Here is a 17718-nt window from a genome sequence, read left to right on the forward strand (position 1 = left end):
CGAATCATGCGGCACCGACGACTCCGGCGGCCCGAGGTGTCGGTGCGGGTGGGTCGGGCTCGCGACCCGCGCATACGGCAGGATGGACGGGTGACAGCTCTCAACACGTATGTCTTCGGCGGCGGCTCGGCGGAGGGCGACACGGTCCTCGCGATCCACGGTCTCACCGGCCACGGTCGTCGCTGGGAGCCGCTGGCGCAGAACCTGAGCGGTGTCCGCATCGTCGCTCCCGATCTCATCGGCCACGGTCGTTCGCCGTGGCGTCCGCCGTGGAGCATCGAGCATCATGTTCGTGCACTGTCCGCCGTGCTCGACGATCACGTCCCGGCCGGGCGGCCGATCGTCATCGTGGGCCACTCGTTCGGCGGTGCGCTGGCGCTACACCTGGCCAATCGCCGGCCGGACGCCGTCAAGGGACTCGTCCTCCTCGACCCCGCCCAGGGCCTCGACCTCGAGTTCGCGCTCCAGGTCGCCACCGACAGTCTCGACAACTGGGACTACGCGAGCGCCGACGCCGCACGCTCGGCCAAACGCGCCGAAGGCTGGGCGGACGTGCCCGACGACATCCTCGAGGCCGAGCTCACCGAGCACCTCATCCCCCGCCCGCACGGCCGGGTGGGCTGGCGGGTCAGCGCACCCGCGGCCGCCGCGTCGTGGAGCGAGATGGCCAGGCCCGCAGTCCTTCCGCCGCCGGGCGTGCCGACGCACATCGTCGTCGCCGGTCAGGTGCAGCCGCCGTTCGTGCGGCCGGCGTTCCTGGAGGCCTGCGCGAGCGAACGCGGTGACAACGTGACCGTGCACCACGTCGACTGCGCGCACATGGTGCCGTTCCTGGAACCGGAATTGTCCGCGTCGCTGATCCGCTCCCTGCTCTAGGGCCCCGATGGCTGCGATCACCGAGGAGCAGGTGGAAGCCGTCCGCGCCCTGGTCGCGGAGATCCCGGTCGGTCAGGTCAGCACCTACGGCGACCTGGCCGGCGCGGCCGGGTTGTCCAGCCCCCGTATCGTCGGCTGGATCATGCGCACCGACACCGCCGACCTCCCGTGGCATCGGGTCGTCCCCGCGAGCGGCCGTCCCGCACCTCATCTCGCGAACCGTCAGCTCGAACGGCTTGCCGCGGAGGGCGTTCCGATCGTCGGCGGACGAATCCGGTTGCGTGAGTGCCGGTGGGCCATCCCCTAGCGCCGACGGGTCAGACGAGGCGCGGCACCGGGGTTCGTCGGTACGGGCTGATCGCGGCACGCATGCGCGTGACGATGAGGTCGACGATGCGCGGGTCGGGTCCGAGGGGCGCGGCCACCGCGTCGGCGCCGTAGGTCTCGAGCCGCTGGTGGAACAGTCCCGGCGCGAGCAGGTAACTGGCGACCACGACGCGGCGTCCGGTGCGGCGCGCCCTCTCGATCGCCTCGGGCACCGACGGTTGCGCGGTCGTGATGAACCCGACCTCCACGCGGCCGCCGATCAGCGACTCGAGTTGCCGTGCAGCCAGATGCACCTGGCCGCAAGCACTCTGATCCGACGATCCGGCGGCGGCCAGGACCACCGCGTCGCCCGGTTCCCAGCCGGCCTCGGCGAGTCGGAGCCGCGCCACCGCGGCGATCGACGGGTCGGGGCCTAGCGCACGGGTCACGACGGTGTCGGTTCGACCCCCCAGAGCGACGTGTTCGGGGATGTCCTTGCGAACGTGGTACCCCGATGCGAGGAAGGCCGGCACCAGGACCGCGGGCTTGTCGAGATCGGCGATCACCTCACTGGGCGTCGGTCCGAGCACGTCGACGAAGGCGGTACGGGTGAGCCCGATCCGCGCGCCAACAGCCTCGGCGATCTCGGCGATCACGTTGACCCCGTGCGGGTTACGGGTGCCGTGGGCGACCAGCACCGGACTGACGTCGCGCAGGCGGTCGCCGTGCGGGAGCCGGACGTGGTTGTCTCGCATGTGTCCTCCCCTGGACCTGGTCATCGTCTTCGGCAGTCATTCGTCTTCGGCGTCGTACTCGAGGTCGACGGCCAGGCGGTAACCGCGTTTGACGACGGTCTGGACCATCTTCGAATCCCCCAGCGCCGCACGGAGTCGCGCGACCGCAACCTCGACGGCGTGGGTGTCGGAACTGTCGCCGGGCAGGACCGCGAGCATCTCCTGCCGCGACACCACCCGACCGGGATTGCGGGCGAGCAGTTTCAACAGCAGCAGGCCCGTCGCCGACAGGTCCTTCAGCTCGCCGTCGACGACGACGGCCTGCCCGCGGATCGCGGTGTCGTGTCCGGCGACTCGCAGCACGTGGGCGCGGCGCGGGAGTTCGTCGGTGATCAGGCGCGCGAGCGCGCCGAGCCGGAACCGGCGCGGATACGTCGTCGGGATCTGCAGCGCCTCCAGCGGACTCGCGGTCACCGATCCCACACACATCACCGGGACCGCGGTGCGCAGTGCGTGCACGAACTGCTGCAGCTTGCCGAGTTCCTTGGCGCGGGTGAGGATCGACGCCGCCGCCGGCGCACTGGTGAAGGTGATCGCGTCGAGGTCACCGCGCAGCACCTGCGCGATCATCTTGTCGATGCGCGCCACGTCGGGATGCATGTTCCAGCGGTAGACCGGGATCGGCACGACCACGGCGCCCGCGGCCCGCAGGACGGTGCAGAAGTCCGGCAGCGGTTCCCATTCGCTCGTCGCGCCGTGCAGCTGGACGGCGATCCGCACACCCTCGACGCCCTCGGCGAGCAGGTGGTCGAGCACCTCCGAGGAGGACTCGCTCTCCGGCGACCACTCCTCGCGCAGTCCCGCGGCGCGGATGGCGCCCTTCGCCTTGGGACCGCGCGCGATCAGCCTGCTCTGCGACAGCGAACGCAGCACGTCCTCGGCGTTGCCCCAGCCGTCGGCCGCCTCGATCCAACCGCGGAAACCGATGCCGGTGGTCGCCACCATGATCTGCGGCGGCGAGGCGATGATCTCCTCGGTCACCCGCTCGAGTTCGGTGTCGTCGACGAGCGGCAGGATGCGAATCGTCGGAGCCTGGACCACCCGGGCACCGCGTCGTTCGAGCAGTGCGGCGAACTCCTCGGCACGACGCGCCGCGGTGATGCCGATGGTGAATCCGGTCAGTGGTAGCGGGTCGGCGGGCAACGGGTCCGGGTCGGTCGGGTCACCGGGAAGATTGATGGCGTTCACGCGGGAAAGAACACCTCGACGATCCGCTCGACGACGCGCACGCCGTAGCTCGGCACGGAGACCGATTCGTCGTCCAGGCAGACGCCGGTCCGCAGTGCGAACACCTGCTTGCCCAGCGGCGAGGCGACCGTCGGCTCGCCGGCGCGGTCCCCGGTGAGTCCGCGCGAGAGGACCGCGGCGCGGCCGAACGGGTCGATGTTGCCGATGGCGTACAGGCGGGAACGGCCGGGTGCGGCCTCGCGGTCGGTCTCGGCGGCCGGCAGGCGGAACAGCGCCGCCTGCTCACCGCGCGGACCGAGCACCGCGACGCCGCGGCCGACGATCAGGTCGTCGATCGGGCAGGCCCGCATCCAACTCCCCTCGACCGTCCCGGGCATCTGCCCGGTCTCGTCTGGTGCGATGGTCATGTCGGCACTCCTTCCTTCACCGGCGCCGCGTCCACAACCGGCCCGGTGTCCGCGTCCGCTCCCGGACGCACCTGCGGCATGTCGAGCAGCACCGGCACCTTACGTTCGTATTCGGCGAACCGGATGGTCGGGTCGACCACGTCGGGTGCGTTCACGAACGACACGAACCTCTTCAACTTGTCCTCGTCGTCGAGCACCGCCGCCCATTCGTCGGTGTACCCGGCCACGTGCCGGGCCATCGCGTCCTCGAGTTCGGCGGCGAGCCCCAGGCTGTCGTCGCAGACGACGGCCTTGAGATGGTCCAGACCGCCGTCGAGCGACTCCAGCCACGGGGCTGTGCGCTGCAGTCGGTCGGCAGTCCGGATGTAGAACATGAGGTACCGATCAATGTAGGCGACCAGCGTGTCGTCATCCACTCCGCTGGCCAGCAGCTGCGCGTGCTTGGGACTCTGACCGCCGTTGCCGCCGACGTAGAGGTTCCAGCCGTTCTCGGTGGCGATGACGCCGACGTCCTTGCCGCGGGCCTCCGCGCATTCGCGGGCGCATCCCGAGACGCCGAACTTGATCTTGTGCGGCGACCGCAGACCCCGGTATCGCTTCTCGAGGAAGACCGCCATGCCGACCGAATCCTGGACGCCGTAGCGGCACCAGGTGGAGCCGACGCAGCTCTTCACCGTGCGAAGGCTCTTGCCGTAGGCGTGACCGGACTCCATCCCGGCGTCGACGAGGCGCCGCCAGATCTCGGGCAGCTGGTCGACGCGGGCGCCGAACAGGTCGATGCGCTGGCCGCCGGTGATCTTGGTGTACAGCCCGTAGTCGCGGGCGATCTCGCCGATGACGATGAGCTGCTCGGGCGTGACCTCGCCGCCCGGCATGCGCGGCACCACCGAGTACGAGCCGTTCTTCTGCATGTTCGCGAGGAAGTGATCGTTGGTGTCCTGCAGGGCGGCCTGCTCGCCGTCGAGAATGTGATCGCTCGACGTGGAGGCGAGGATCGAGGCGACGGTCGGCTTACAGATCTCGCAACCCAGGCCGGTGCCGAAGCGGTCGATGAGTTCGGAGAAGGTCCGGATGCCGGTGACGGCGACGATCTCGAACAGTTCGGCGCGCGACTGGGCGAAGTGATCGCACAGCGACGTGCTGAGCTCGACGCCCGACGCGGAGAGGAGCTGCTTGATGCTCGGCAGGCAGCCGCCGCAGGTGGTGCCGGCCGAGGTGCAGCCCTTGATCGCGGCGATGTCGCAGGCGCCGTCGGCGATGGCCGAGCAGATCGAGCCCTTCGACACCCCGTTGCAGGAGCAGATCTCGGCATCGTCGGGCAGCGCGTCCATGCCGACGCCGGTGCCGCCCTCGGGAGCGATCAGGGCAGCGGGGTCGCCGGGGATCTCGCGACCGACCATCGGCTTGAGCAGCGCGTAGGCCGAGGCATCCCCGACGAGGATGCCGCCGAGCAGGGTCTTCGCGTCGTCGCTGACGACGATCTTGGCGTAGCGGCCCGCGACCGCGTCGTGGTACGTGATCTCGAGCGCGTTCTCCGTGGTCGCGAACGCGTCTCCGAAGCTGGCGACGTCGACACCTAGCAGCTTCAGCTTGGTCGACAGGTCGGCGCCGGGGAAGGTCGACGATCCGCCGAGCAGGCGGTCGGCGACGACCTCGGCCGTCGAATAGCCGGGCGCGACGAGTCCGTAGCAGCGACCCTCGACCGCGGCGACCTCACCGATGGCGAAGATGTGCTCGTCGTCGGTGACGCAGTTCGTGTCGACGAGGACACCGCCGCGCTCCGCTACCGCCAGGCCCGCGTCGCGGGCGAGCTGATCGCGGGGTCGGACACCGGCCGAGAAGACGACCAGCGAGGCGTCGATCAGCGATTCGTCCGAGAGCGTGACACGCAGGCCACCGTTCTCGCCGTCGGCGATCTCCGAGGTGCCGACGCCGGTATGGACCTCGAGGCCGAGGTCGGTGACGAGGTTCTTCAGGATCGCCCCGCCGCCGGCGTCGACCTGCATCGGCATGAGCCGCGGTGCGAACTCGACCACATGCGGCTTGAGGCCCATCAGTTTCAGGGCGTTGGCCGCCTCGAGCCCGAGCAGGCCACCGCCGACCACGACGCCCGTCGCACCCGGGCCGGCCGTGTCGGCGGCCGCCCGGATGTCGTCGAGGTCGTCGAGTGTGCGGTAGACGAAACACTTGGAGTTGTCGTGCCCCGGCACCGGCGGCACAAAGGCGTAGGAACCCGTCGCGAGAACGAGTGCGTCGTAGTCGATCTCGCGTCCCGCGGAGGTCACCACCCGACGCTGCGCCCGATCGAGGCCGGTGACGGTCTCCCCCAGATGCGTGACGACGAGATCGTCACCGTCGTAGGTATTGCCGTCCAGCGCGAGCGCATCGCGCTGCCACGCACCGACGTAGGAGGACAGACCCACGCGGTCGTAGGCCGGATCGGCTTCCTCGCTGACGATCTCGACGCGCCACCGGTTGTCGGTGTCACGCTTGCGCATCTCCTGCACGAAGCGGTGGCCGACCATGCCGTGACCAATCACGACGACGGTGTTGCGGCCGGTGCTGGTCTCGCTGCTCATTGTCTACTCCCTGTGCCTTGCCTGTTGGTCGGGTTGCGCCGCGGGTGAACTCAGGCCAGCGCTTCCTTGGTGACCGGCTCGCCGGTGCCGGCGGTGGTGCCTGCGGTCTCCGCGACCGGCAGGTCGGTGGTCTCGCCGACGACGATCGGGCGTCGTGCGTAGAACCACCAGGTGACCACCGCGGCCACCACATAGAAGGTGAGAAACACCCAGAATGCCTGCGTCGCCGACTGATTGGACTTGTAGCTGGACCGCAGCACCAGGTTGATGCCGACACCGCCGAGGCCGCCGGCCGCACCGGCGATGCCGATGAGCGCGCCGGACATGCTGCGCGACCAGGTGGACTTGCCGAAGGCGTTCAGACCCGACAGCGTCTGCGCCTTGTGCTCCCAGATCGTCGGGATGATCTTGTAGACCGAACCGTTGGCGATCCCGGAGATCAGGAACAGCAGGATGAAGCCGGTGATGAAGGCCGCGAGGACACCGCCGCTGATCACCTTCCCGTTGGCGTCGGCCGACATACCGGCGATCACGAGGATCGACGCCGACGCGGCCATCGCGATGAAGCAGTACAGCGTCACCTTGCCGCCGCCGATACGGTCGGCGAGCTTGCCGCCGTAGGGACGGGCCAGCGAGCCGAGAAGCGGTCCGATCCAGGCGATCTGCGCCGCCGCGAGGGCGGGCTTGGAGGCGCCGGCAGAGGTGAAGCTGATGTTGAGGACCTGGCTGAACGCGAAACCGAAACCGATGAACGAGCCGAAGGTGCCGATGTAGAGCAGGCAGATGAGCCAGGTGTCGCGGTACTTGAGGCAGTCGATCATCGCCTTGCCGCTGGCGGTCTGATGGTCGAGGTTGTCCATGTAGATCGCCGCGCCGATGCCCGCGACCGCAAGTGCCACCAGGTAGATCGCGCAGACAAGCTCGGGCTGGTCGGCGAAGAGCCAGATGACCAGCAGTCCGATGACCTGGACGACCGGGACGCCGATGTTGCCGCCGCCGGCGTTGAGGCCCAGCGCCCAGCCCTTGAGTCGCTGCGGGTAGAAGGCGTTGATGTTGGTCATCGAGGAGGCGAAGTTGCCGCCGCCGAAGCCGGTGATGGCCGCGACCGCGAGGAACCAGCCGAACCCGAACTCGCCCGGGTTCATCATCAGCATCATCGTCAGGCCCGTCGGGATGAGGAGCACGATGGCGGAGAAGATGGCCCAGTTGCGTCCACCGAACTTCGCGGTGGCCTGGGTGTAGGGAATGCGCAGGCACGAGCCGACGAGGGTCGCGGTCGCGGCGATGACGAACTTCTGATCCATGCTGATGCCGTACTCGGGACCCATGAACAGGGCCATCACCGAGAACAGCGACCAGATGGAGAAGCCGACGTGTTCGCAGATCACCGACCAGACGAGGTTGCGCTTGGCGATCGCGGCGTTGCCGTTCTCCCAGGCGACGCGATCCTCCGGGTCCCAGTCGGTGATCGTGTGGTCACGCTTGAGCTGTGTTCTGAGGTCTGCGAAGGCCATTCGTCCCCGTCTTCCGATGCTTGGTGGTCACTGCACGAGCAGTGCGGGCTGTCTTCTCGACACGACAGCGAACTGTCATATCGGACGCCGACACCTGTGTCGTGCGACTGAGACCAAGCATCCCGGGGGCGTGTTGCGCGGATTTTCCGCGAGGTGACCGGACCGTCACGTTGTTCTCACTTCACCCCAAGGGCCCTGTGAGAACTCCGACAAACTCAGATCGGGGCTGTGAGCTGCGGTTATACGAGCAAACGTACCAGCTCGACGACCCGCTGCAACCCGGGCAGTGCGCCGGCGGTCGAGCGCGGGTGCAGCGCGTGGACGGCCAGACGGAACATCGTCGCCCGCAGCATCATCTGCGGCCACTCCGGCTGATCGGACCACCGCTGGATGAGTTCGGTGTCGGCGCCGCCCCAGGCGAGGGCGTCGACCACCGCGACCGCGGCCGCCCACGGAGCAGGTCGCCAGTACGGGACGATGTCGGTGATGCCGGGCGCCGCGGCACCGGCGAAGAGCACGGTGCCGAACAGGTCGCCGTGCACGACCTGGGACGGCAGGTCGACCGGCTTGCGAAGCTTCGCAAGGGTTCTCAGCATCTCGACGCTCTGCACCCCGTCGGGTGCGGTCGGCTCGGCCATGCCCGCGGCACGGGCCGAGCGCAACGGGACCTCCTCCCACGCGGCGCGGTCGGCGGCGGTGAAGACGTCGACGTCGGTGTGCGGCGGCGCGGGCGGCTGCAGCAGGAAGCGCGGACGTTCGAGGGTTGCGGTCGCCTCGTGCAGGCGGTCGGCGACGAGGACCACTTCGTCGTGGCGCGGCTCGGGTGTTCCGGCGATGTAGGTGTCGGCACGCCAACCCGAGACGACGTAGCGGCCGTCGGTGGCGCGGAACGGGCGTGCGATCCGCATGCCCTCGACGTAGAGCGTCTCGCGGACGGCGGCCGACCAGGCGGCGCGCGCGTGGTCGGGCACGAGCGACAGCACGACCTCACCGACGCGCCAGCCACCGATCCATGATTCGCCCATGGCGACGGGCGGATGGGAGGTGAGCCCGAACGTGTTCAACACGTGTTCGGGCGGCTCGACGGTATTCACCAGGCCAGATTACCGAGCGCAGGTGACCGATTCGAGAAGGCACGCGGTGGGAACGGCGGTCAGTAGACCGGCAACGTCTTGTCGACCTGGTTGGCCCAGGCGGTCACCCCGCCCTGCAGGTGCGTGGCGTCGGCGAAACCGGCCCGCTTGAGTGCGGCGAGTGCCTCGGCCGACCGGATGCCGGTCTTGCAGTAGAGGACCGTAGGGCGATCCTGCGGAACCTTCGCCAGGCCCTCGCCGGAGAGGATCTCGCCCTTCGGGATCAGGGTCGCGCCCTCGATCCGGACGATGTCCCACTCGACCGGTTCACGTACGTCGATGATCGCGAGCTTCTCCCCCGCGTCGATCCTCTGCTTGAGTTCGGCGGCGGTGAGCGTCGACCCGGCCGCGGCGTCGGAGGCCTCGCTGGAGACCACACCGCAGAAGTCGTCGTAGTCGATGAGGCCGGCGATGCGCTCGCCTTCCGGGTCCTTGCGGATCTTGATGGTCCGGTATGTCATGTCGAGGGCGTCGTAGACCATGAAGCGGCCGAGCAGCGGCTCGCCGATGCCGCAGATGAGCTTGATGGCCTCGGTACCCATGATCGATCCGATCGAGGCGCACAGGATGCCGAGGACACCGCCCTCGGCGCACGACGGCACCATCCCGGGCGGCGGGGCCTGCGGGTAGAGGTCGCGGTAGTTGATGCCGCGACCGTCGGGGGCGTCTTCCCAGAACACCGACGCCTGACCCTCGAAACGGTAGATCGATCCCCAGACGTAGGGCTTGTGCGCGAGCACCGCGGCGTCGTTGACCAGGTAGCGGGTCGCGAAGTTGTCGGTGCCGTCGAGGATGAGGTCGTACTGCGAGAACAGCTCGATCGCGCCCTCGGGTTCGAGTCGCTGATCGTGGATGTTCACGGTGACGTAGGGATTGATCTCGAGGATCGAGTCCCGCGCGCTCTCGGCCTTCGGGCGCCCGATGTCGGACTGTCCGTGGATGACCTGGCGCTGCAGGTTGGACTCGTCGACGATGTCGAATTCCACGATGCCGATGGTGCCGATACCCGCCGCGGCGAGGTACAGCAGCGTCGGCGAACCGAGTCCGCCCGCGCCGATCACGAGCACCTTCGCGTTCTTCAGGCGCTTCTGCCCGTCCATCCCGACATCCGGGATGATCAGGTGGCGGCTGTAGCGGGCCACCTCTTCGTTGCTCAGTTCGGCTGCCGGCTCCACGAGCGGTGGCAGCGACCCGGTGAGCGACCCTTGCGACGACACGAACGCCTCCAGTATTCGGCGAGTACACGGACTCTTGGCACAACCACCGGAAGGGTCCGCTCATTCCCGGGGTCAGCGCTTGGGGAACGGCCAGGGATTCGGGCGGCAGACGAGCGAGCGGTTGGCCTTCATGTCCGGGTCGAGAGCCATGATCTCGGAGTTGTCGGTGCCGAAGGACTGCTGCATCATCACCGGCGCGAGCGCCCCGTCCTCGCGGCACGGCTCATGCGATGCGTAGCCGAGTCCGTGGCCGACCTCGTGGTTGACGAGGTACTGCCGGTAGGCGATGTCGTCACCCTGATAGGACAGCGCCCCGCGGACCCAGCGGGCCTCGTTGAGGGTCACGCGCTCCTGCGGCGGGTAGTAGCACGAGGTCTCCAGCCTGATCTGGTACCCGCACAGTTCGCGGGTCGTGCCGGTGGAGACCAGGGTGATGCGCAGGTCCGGTTCCCCGCGGTCGATGCGCCGGAAGCTCACGCGCCCGTCGCCGATCCAGCTGCGCGGATTGGCCAGCGTCATGTCGACCATCTTCGCGAAGGTCGGGTCGCCGCCGTAGTCCTGCGGGTTCAGGCCGTTCTCCACCTCGACGGTGTAGGTGTACTCCTGGCCTCCGGTGCCGACCTTCGGTCCCGCGCCGCGCAGCACCCGGAAGGTCTGGCGGCCCTGCGTGGTGAACGGTCCGCCCTGCGGAAGGGTGCCGGCCGGCAGCGCGGCGGCCTGGATGTCGCCAGTCGGCGCACCGATCGGGCGGGTCTCGGTGTTGATGTCGGTGTTGCGGGCAGCCGAGTCCGGGTTGACCGCGGCGGTCGGGGCCAGATCGGAACCGCGCCCGTCCTGGATGGTCACCACGATCAGCGCGATCGTGAGAACCGTGAGGACCGGGATGGCGTAGGCGCGCCAGCCGTACGTCGAGACGAAGCGGCCGAGCGACGACTGCTTCTTGTACTCGGGCTGTGCCTCGCGGTCGACGCGGGGACGGCCGCTGTCATCGGTCGGGTCCCAGCGCGCCCGAAGCGGCTGGTCCGGCTTGGGGCGTCCCGACGATCTCGGGCCGACATCCTTGGTGCGCACCGGTCCCTGATCAAGGCCGGTGCCACCATCCTCTGCGCGGCTCACGGGACAACTTTCTCACAGCGGACCGCAGATACTGCGCAGGAAGGTCTCCCGAGTACGATCTTCGCCATGTCGACCGCAACCAACGCGTCCTCGGTTCCCGGACGCAGTACGCGCCTGCCTCGCAGCGCACGGCGCATGCAGTTGCTCGATGCGGCCAGTGAGATCTTCGTCGAACGCGGCTACCACGCCGCGGGGATGGACGAGATCGCCGTGCACGCGGGAGTGAGCAAACCCGTCCTGTATCAGCATTTCCCGTCGAAGCTGGACCTCTACATCGCGGTCGTCGACTCGCATGCCGAGAAGCTGGTCAGCGACGTGAACACCGCCCTGCGCACCACCACCGACAACCGGAAGCGCGTCCGTGCCGCCGTCGAGGCCTTCTTCGACTTCATCGACCAGGACAACTCCGGCTACCGGCTGATCTTCTCCTCCGATGCCTCCGACCCCGCGGTCATCCGCCGCGTCGAAGGTGCCACCGAGGCCTGCGTGGACGCAGTGTACGGCCTGGTCATGCACGATTCCGGTCTCGATCCGTACCGCTCCCGCATGCTCGCCTCCGGGCTCGTCGGGGCCAGCCAGGTCAACGCGCGCTACTGGCTCGAGGCCAAGCGTCCCGTGGACAAGCAGACGGCCGTCGACACCACCGTCGCGTTGCTCTGGGGCGGTCTGTCCCACTTCCCGCGCCAGGCCGCACCGCAGACCGACGCGGAGACCCCGGCGGAGGACACCGACTACGGTCAGTCCTGAACTCAGACGACAGACCCAGACCGACGACAAGGGTCCGGTGCGACCTTCGCGAGTGATCGCGAGGTGCGCACCGGACCCTTGTTCGTTGGTCTGTGTCCCGCCTCAGGAACCGAACCCGACGCGACGGTTCTCCGACGCCCCGACCTCGACGTAGGCGATCTTGGTGACCGGGATCAGGTAACGGGCGCCCTTCTCGTCCACCAGGGCCAGCAACTGCTGCTTGCCGCCGAGTGCCGCCTCGACCTCGGCATAGGCCTTGTCGCTGGTCAGCGACGTCGCGACGGTCAGCTCACGCGGGCTGTCGGTGATGCCGATCTTCACTTCCACGGCCATGTGCCGCCCTCCTCCGGTGTCAACAACGCTTGCCGCACAAGGCTAGTCCAGCGGTCACGGGACCGGACAGCCGCTCCGCTGACAGCGAAAAAGCAAGGGAACGAGCGGATTGGTCAGCCGAGACCGAGATCGGCCATGCGCTCGCCGTGTTTGGCCGCGACCGCGTCGAAGAAGTGGGCGACCCCCGACAGCGAGGAGCCCCCGGAGAACAGCAGATCGGTGACCTCCTCCTCGGCCGCGAGCACCCACTGCGCATGGGTGATGGCCTCGCCCAGCAGACGGCGCCCCCACAGGACCAGCGCGGACTTGATCGACGGATCGGCCTCGACGGCCGCCCGGACCTGCTCGCGGGCGAACGCCGAGTTGGCGGTCTCCGCCATCACCTCGGCCATCACGGTGCGCGAGTCGGGCGGGAGCATGTCGGACAGCTCGACGTAGAAATCGGAGGCCAGACCGTCACCGACGTAGGCCTTGACCAGCGCCTCGTACCAGGTCTTCGGGGTGGTGGCCCGGTGGTACTGGTCGAAGACCGACCGGTACCGTTCCACCGCCTCGGCGGCGGTGAGGCCCGTCATCGTCTCGACCCGCTCGGCGAGGCGGTCGAAGTGGCCGACCTCGGAGGCGGCCATCCGCGCGATCGCGATCTTGCTGGGCACGTCGGGAGCCATCGCCGACTCCTCGATGAGCCGATGGAAGGCGGCGAACTCGCCGGCCAGCAGCACCGCGAACAGCTTCCCGACCACGCGGTCCTGGGTCTCGATCGCAGCTACCGGGGTGATGTCGGAGGGGTCGGGTACAGGCGCCATGAGGTGATGGTAGCGGCCTCTCCGGAAGCACCAAGTACACTCGACTTCGGTGCACTCCGACGGGACCCCCCGGCGCCTGCCCGCTGAGCTGCGTGATCATCGCGTGCTCGCCGGCGCGAGCGTGTGGATGCGGCCGATTGGATGTGACGACGCCCCCTCGCGATCTCCTCGCGGGATCGAGACAGCGAGTTCCTCGCCGGATCGAAGAGTCCGTCTCACGACACCTCGGTCGAATCCCCGGTGCCACCACGACATTTGCGCGCGCACTTTCGAGCTTTTTCCTCGTGCGCGCAGGAATCACACGCGCGCAAGAGACTGGCCAGAAAGGCAACACACGCATATGAGCGATTCGGCCGTGCAGACGACCATCGTCGACGAAACCCACACCGCCCCCACCTTCGCCGAACTCGGCGTGGACGAGCGCATCGTCTCGGCACTCGCCGACGACGGCAAGACCCAGACGTTCGCCATCCAGGAACTGACCCTCCCCCTCGCCATGGGCGGGGACGACCTCATCGGTCAGGCCCGTACCGGCATGGGCAAGACCTACGGCTTCGGCATCCCGCTGCTCCATCGCCTCGCCAACGCCGAGGCAACGGGTGTCCGCCCCCTCGACAACACCCCTCGCGCGCTGATCATCGTGCCCACCCGCGAACTCTGCGTGCAGGTCACCAGCGACCTCGAGATCGCCGCCCGCAAGACCGACGTCACCCTTGCCCCCGGCGCCGGGAGCGGAGCGAGCGGGCCGAAGGACACTGGCACCAACCGCATGCTGAAGATCACCTCGATCTACGGCGGCCGCCCCTACGAGGCGCAGATCGCCGAACTGCAGTCCGGCGTCGACGTCGTTGTGGGCACCCCGGGCCGCCTCCTCGACCTCGCCCAGCAGGGACACCTCGTGCTCGGCAAGGTCTCGATCCTCGTCCTCGACGAGGCCGACGAGATGCTCGACCTCGGCTTCCTGCCGGAGATCGAGCGGATCATGTCCGCGCTGCCGACGCCGCGTCAGACGATGCTCTTCTCGGCGACCATGCCCGGCCCGATCGTCACCCTGGCCCGCACCTTCCTGCATCGGCCGACGCACATCCGGGCCGAGAACGCCAACGACTCCGCCGTGCACGACCGCACGAAGCAGTACGCCTACCGTGCTCACGCGCTGGACAAGGCCGAACTCGTGGCCCGCATCCTGCAGGCCGACGGTCGCGGCGCGACGATGATCTTCACGCGTACCAAGCGCACCGCCCAGAAGGTCGCCGACGACCTCGCCGAGCGCGGATTCAAGGTGGGCGCCGTGCACGGCGACCTCGGTCAGATCGCCCGTGAGAAGGCCCTCGGCCGGTTCCGGAACGGCACCATCGACGTCCTCGTCGCCACCGACGTCGCCGCCCGCGGCATCGACATCGACGACGTGACCCATGTGATCAACTACCAGTGCCCCGAGGACGACAAGACATACGTCCACCGGATCGGCCGTACCGGCCGCGCGGGCCGCACCGGGATCGCGGTGACCCTCGTGGACTGGGACGAGCTGCACCGCTGGGAGCTCATCGACAAGGCCCTCGGACTCGGCATCCCCGAGCCCGCGGAGACCTATTCCACCTCCGAGCACCTGCACGAGGAGATGTCCATCCCGGACTCGGTCACCGGCCGGATCGTGGCCGCCAAGCCGGCGCGCGACCCGAACGAGACCCGCGAGACGCGCGAGGATCGGGAGCCGCGTAAGCGTTCCACCCGCACCCGTCGTCGTACCCGCGGCGGCCAGGGCGACGATGCCGCAAGCGCCGAGACGACCAAGAGCGAGACCACCACGAGCGAGACCACCACGAGCACCACCGACGACGCCGAGGCGAAGACCTCCGGGGACGACACCGCCGAGGGAACCTCGAAGCCGCGTCGTCGCCGTCGCCGTCGGGGCGGCGCCAACCGCGCGACGGCGGGCGAGGGTTCGGGTGCAGGCTCCGACGCGACCCCGGTCGCCGCACAGTCCGCACCGGCCGCAGCCGAGTAACCCACCACGAGTCCACGCGTGGCACGCGTCAAACCGGAGCGGCGCCGGCCGATCGATCTCGCGATCACCGCGACCATCATCGTGCTCGTCGCCGTTGCCGGGCTGATCGCCTGGCTGGTGAGCCCCGTCCGCGGGACGACCAGCGTTCAGGCGCAGTCCACCCCACCCGAGGTCGAACAGCCCGCGGCGGTTCCGGACGCGTTCGCGCCGCGCTGGCAGGCCGCCTCCGACGCCACCGTCGTCCCGGCGATCGCCGATTCGGTGGTGGTGACCGGCGACGGCGGCACCGTCGTCGGACGCGACCCCGCTTCGGGGGACGAACTGTGGTCCTATCGCCGGGACCTCGACCTCTGCGTCGTCGACACCGCCTGGACCGCCAGCACCGACCTCGCGCTCGCGGTCTACCGCAACTCGCGGGGCTGCTCGGAGGTCACCGCTCTCGACGCGAAGACCGGTGCCCGCAAGGGCTCCCGGACCAGTGACGCCGACGACGAGCTCCGGCTGGTCAGCGACTACGGATACGTGGTCGCCCAGGGCTCCGGGCGACTGGAGACGTGGGGTTCGAACCTGGTCCGCGGCATCGAGTACGGCCGCGTGGAGGCACCCGTGCGCCCCGAGGACGAGGCCAAGCGCAAGGACTGCGTCATCTACTCCTCGGCCATCACCGGCGACCGCCTGTCCGTCGTCGAACGCTGTGCCGACGACCCGGGCTACCGGCTGACCGTGCTGGGCGCCCTCCTCGACGACGACGAACGCGTCGAGCAGTACGGTTCGACGCTGATCACCGGCGACGTCAGCGGACCTCCGCCGGTGGTGATCGCGATGTCGTCGACGGGTATCGCCGTCTACGACGGCGGTGCGAGTCCGGCCGAACCACCGGCGCTCGGCGGTGACAGCGGACCGTCGATCCGCCGCTTCGACTCCGAGGGCGTGGCCACCGGCTCGAACACCGTCGCCGGGGACGCCATTCCTCCGAAGGACAGCGTCCCGCTCGGGGGCGACGGCGTCGTCACCTACTGGACCGGCAAGGCCACCGTGGTGCTGGATGCGCAGAGCCTCAAACCGATCTACCAGGTACCGGCGACACTCGGCCCCGGTGAGGTGATGGCGGGGCAACTCCTGCTGCCGAGTGCGTCCGGGATCAGCGTGCGCGACGTGGCCGGTGGACGTGAGATCCGGTCGATCCCACTCACCCGCAGCACCGCACCGGACGGCGTGGTGAGCCTGCGGGTCATCGGCGAGATGGTCGTCGAACAGCGCGGCACGACGGTCGAGGCCTTCGGACCGGCCTGACGTCGTCCCCTCAGAAGTCGAGGGTCCGCACGTCCTCCCCCGCGTCCCAGTGCTTCCACAGGTTCTCCGCGAGTTCGCGATATGCGGTGGCGCCCTTGTTCTTTCGTCCCCGCATGACCGAGGCACCGGAAGCCGACGCCTCGGCGAAACGGACCGTGCGCGGGATCGGCGGGTTCAGCACCGGAAGGTCGTAGCGATCGGCGACGTCGGCGAGGACGTCGCGGCTGTGCGTGGTCCGCGCGTCGAACAGCGTCGCCACCGCACCCAGCATCGTGAGGTCGGGGTTGGTGATCTGCTGGACCTCGCGGACGGTGCGCAGCAACTGCCCGACACCACGGTGGGCGAGCGTCTCGCACTGCAGCGGGACGATCACCTCGTCGGCCGCGGTCAGACCGTTGAGCGTGAGCACGCCCAGCGACGGCGGGCAGTCGACGATGATGACGTCGAAGTCCTGCCCGACCTCGGCGAGTGCCCGCTTGAGTGCGTACTCACGTCCCGGCCGCATCAGCAGCAGCGCCTCGGCACCGGCCAGGTCGATGGTGGCGGGCAGCAGCGTCACCTTGTCCTCGGTGTCGAGGAGTACGTCGGCGATCTCCTCGTCGCCCAGCAGCACATCGTGCACCGAGGACTCCAGTTGATCGGGATCATGGCCGAGGGAGAAGGTGAGACAGCCCTGCGGGTCGAGGTCGACGACGAGGACCGACACGTCGAGGTCGGCAAGTGCGGCTCCGAGGGACTCGACCGTGGTGGTCTTGGCGACCCCACCCTTCTGATTGGCAATCGCAAGGATGCGCGTCATGTGCCCTACTGTACGGGCGCCCGCCCGGGCGTCGACATATAAGAGTCAGGGTTGCGGTAACAACTGGGTCAACTGATCGGGATGCCCGATCCCGCGACCGGTGAAGGGCTCAGTGGTCGGGCTCGAGATCCCCGGCGAGCCACCGCACGGCGGCCGGGCTGAACAGCATCACCAGCCCCGCGATCGCCGCGAGTGCCAACGGCACGCTGAACACCGGCCAGCCGCTGGTGTACAGGTAGTACGCGACCGGAAGCAGCAGGATCTGGGCGACCATCGCGATCGATCGACCCCAGCGCCGACCCGCCAACAGGGCCACGCCGCCGACGAGGACGCCGCCACCGATGATCCCGAACCAGATGGCGGTGCCGTAGCCGCTGATGGCCGTCTCCTCGTGTCCGGCGAGCCCGCGGATCACCAGGATCACCGCCACCGCGACGCCGACCAGGCCTTCCACGGTGGTCACCGCGCCGGCCACCTTGATCTGGGTGGGCGTCACCGACGGATCGACGTCGATCTCAAGCCGGTCCTGCTCCGGGCGGTCCTTCTCCGTGCTCACGCGTCCAGGGTATTCGGCGCCGGTCGGGCGGTGGCCGCGCACCCCA

The 17718-nt window shown here is 68.9% G+C and carries 17 protein-coding genes; 5 read left to right on the plus strand and 12 right to left on the minus strand.

Translation table 11 applies throughout. The annotated features are described in order from the left end of the window. Window positions 1-90: 90 nt before the first annotated feature. Both PWF70_RS18075 and PWF70_RS18080 read left to right on the plus strand, forming a co-directional pair. Window positions 91-876, plus strand: a complete 786-nt coding sequence (locus tag PWF70_RS18075) for an alpha/beta fold hydrolase (RefSeq protein WP_279958292.1) — start codon at window positions 91-93, stop codon at window positions 874-876. A gap of 7 nt (window positions 877-883) precedes the next feature. After that, a complete protein-coding gene (locus tag PWF70_RS18080; RefSeq protein WP_006360079.1) occupies window positions 884-1183 on the plus strand; it encodes an MGMT family protein in 300 nt (99 codons plus the stop codon). Between the two features lie 10 nt (window positions 1184-1193). Here the strand turns inward: PWF70_RS18080 and PWF70_RS18085 are convergent, their stop codons facing one another. The 8 genes from PWF70_RS18085 to PWF70_RS18120 form a co-directional block, all read right to left on the minus strand. After that, window positions 1194-1937 (minus strand): sirohydrochlorin chelatase, encoded by a 744-nt coding sequence (locus PWF70_RS18085; protein ID WP_006360080.1) that lies wholly within the window; start codon window positions 1935-1937, stop codon window positions 1194-1196. Window positions 1938-1973: 36 nt separating this feature from the next. Then, entirely contained in the window at window positions 1974-3164 is a 1191-nt protein-coding gene (locus PWF70_RS18090; RefSeq protein ID WP_006360081.1) for a uroporphyrinogen-III synthase, read from the minus strand. Beyond that, window positions 3161-3571 (minus strand): nitrite reductase (NAD(P)H) small subunit, encoded by a 411-nt coding sequence (locus PWF70_RS18095; RefSeq protein WP_006360082.1) that lies wholly within the window; start codon window positions 3569-3571, stop codon window positions 3161-3163. Before PWF70_RS18095 ends, PWF70_RS18090 begins: the two co-directional genes overlap by 4 nt. Beyond that, on the minus strand, window positions 3568-6150 hold the full coding sequence (nirB, locus tag PWF70_RS18100; protein WP_155225468.1) for a nitrite reductase large subunit NirB: 2583 nt from the start codon (window positions 6148-6150) through the stop codon (window positions 3568-3570). Before nirB ends, PWF70_RS18095 begins: the two co-directional genes overlap by 4 nt. A gap of 50 nt (window positions 6151-6200) precedes the next feature. Further along, entirely contained in the window at window positions 6201-7664 is a 1464-nt protein-coding gene (locus PWF70_RS18105; protein WP_155225469.1) for a nitrate/nitrite transporter, read from the minus strand. Window positions 7665-7903: 239 nt separating this feature from the next. Continuing rightward, the gene (locus PWF70_RS18110; protein ID WP_006360085.1) at window positions 7904-8758 is read right to left on the minus strand and encodes a TIGR02569 family protein; all 855 of its coding nucleotides are present in this window, start codon (window positions 8756-8758) and stop codon (window positions 7904-7906) included. Window positions 8759-8817: 59 nt separating this feature from the next. After that, entirely contained in the window at window positions 8818-10014 is a 1197-nt protein-coding gene (moeZ, locus tag PWF70_RS18115) for an adenylyltransferase/sulfurtransferase MoeZ (protein WP_286352717.1), read from the minus strand. Window positions 10015-10086: 72 nt separating this feature from the next. Then, window positions 10087-11130, minus strand: a complete 1044-nt coding sequence (locus PWF70_RS18120; protein WP_035755133.1) for a DUF3152 domain-containing protein — start codon at window positions 11128-11130, stop codon at window positions 10087-10089. A gap of 66 nt (window positions 11131-11196) precedes the next feature. Between PWF70_RS18120 and fasR the strand changes: the two genes are divergently transcribed. Beyond that, a complete protein-coding gene (fasR, locus tag PWF70_RS18125; RefSeq protein WP_075863905.1) occupies window positions 11197-11877 on the plus strand; it encodes an HTH-type transcriptional activator FasR in 681 nt (226 codons plus the stop codon). Between the two features lie 102 nt (window positions 11878-11979). Here the strand turns inward: fasR and PWF70_RS18130 are convergent, their stop codons facing one another. Both PWF70_RS18130 and PWF70_RS18135 read right to left on the minus strand, forming a co-directional pair. After that, the gene (locus tag PWF70_RS18130) at window positions 11980-12210 is read right to left on the minus strand and encodes a DUF3107 domain-containing protein (protein ID WP_006360089.1); all 231 of its coding nucleotides are present in this window, start codon (window positions 12208-12210) and stop codon (window positions 11980-11982) included. 113 nt (window positions 12211-12323) lie between these two features. Beyond that, window positions 12324-13016: a ferritin-like fold-containing protein gene (locus tag PWF70_RS18135; protein WP_006360090.1), complete on the minus strand. Its 693-nt coding sequence runs from the start codon at window positions 13014-13016 to the stop codon at window positions 12324-12326. Between the two features lie 340 nt (window positions 13017-13356). Between PWF70_RS18135 and PWF70_RS18140 the strand changes: the two genes are divergently transcribed. Together PWF70_RS18140 and PWF70_RS18145 are read left to right on the plus strand one after the other, a co-directional pair. Then, on the plus strand, window positions 13357-15024 hold the full coding sequence (locus PWF70_RS18140; RefSeq protein ID WP_286352718.1) for a DEAD/DEAH box helicase: 1668 nt from the start codon (window positions 13357-13359) through the stop codon (window positions 15022-15024). Window positions 15025-15042: 18 nt separating this feature from the next. Further along, the gene (locus PWF70_RS18145; protein WP_006360092.1) at window positions 15043-16317 is read left to right on the plus strand and encodes an Rv3212 family protein; all 1275 of its coding nucleotides are present in this window, start codon (window positions 15043-15045) and stop codon (window positions 16315-16317) included. Between the two features lie 10 nt (window positions 16318-16327). Here PWF70_RS18145 and PWF70_RS18150 read toward each other — a convergent pair whose 3' ends face one another. Then, entirely contained in the window at window positions 16328-17116 is a 789-nt protein-coding gene (locus PWF70_RS18150) for a ParA family protein (protein ID WP_006360093.1), read from the minus strand. 109 nt (window positions 17117-17225) lie between these two features. Beyond that, window positions 17226-17672, minus strand: a complete 447-nt coding sequence (locus PWF70_RS18155) for a hypothetical protein (RefSeq protein ID WP_035755124.1) — start codon at window positions 17670-17672, stop codon at window positions 17226-17228. Window positions 17673-17718 lie beyond the last annotated feature (46 nt).

The sequence above is a fragment of the Gordonia sp. Swx-4 genome, assembly GCF_030316175.1.
GTDB classification, from domain to species: Bacteria; Actinomycetota; Actinomycetes; order Mycobacteriales; family Mycobacteriaceae; genus Gordonia; species Gordonia alkanivorans.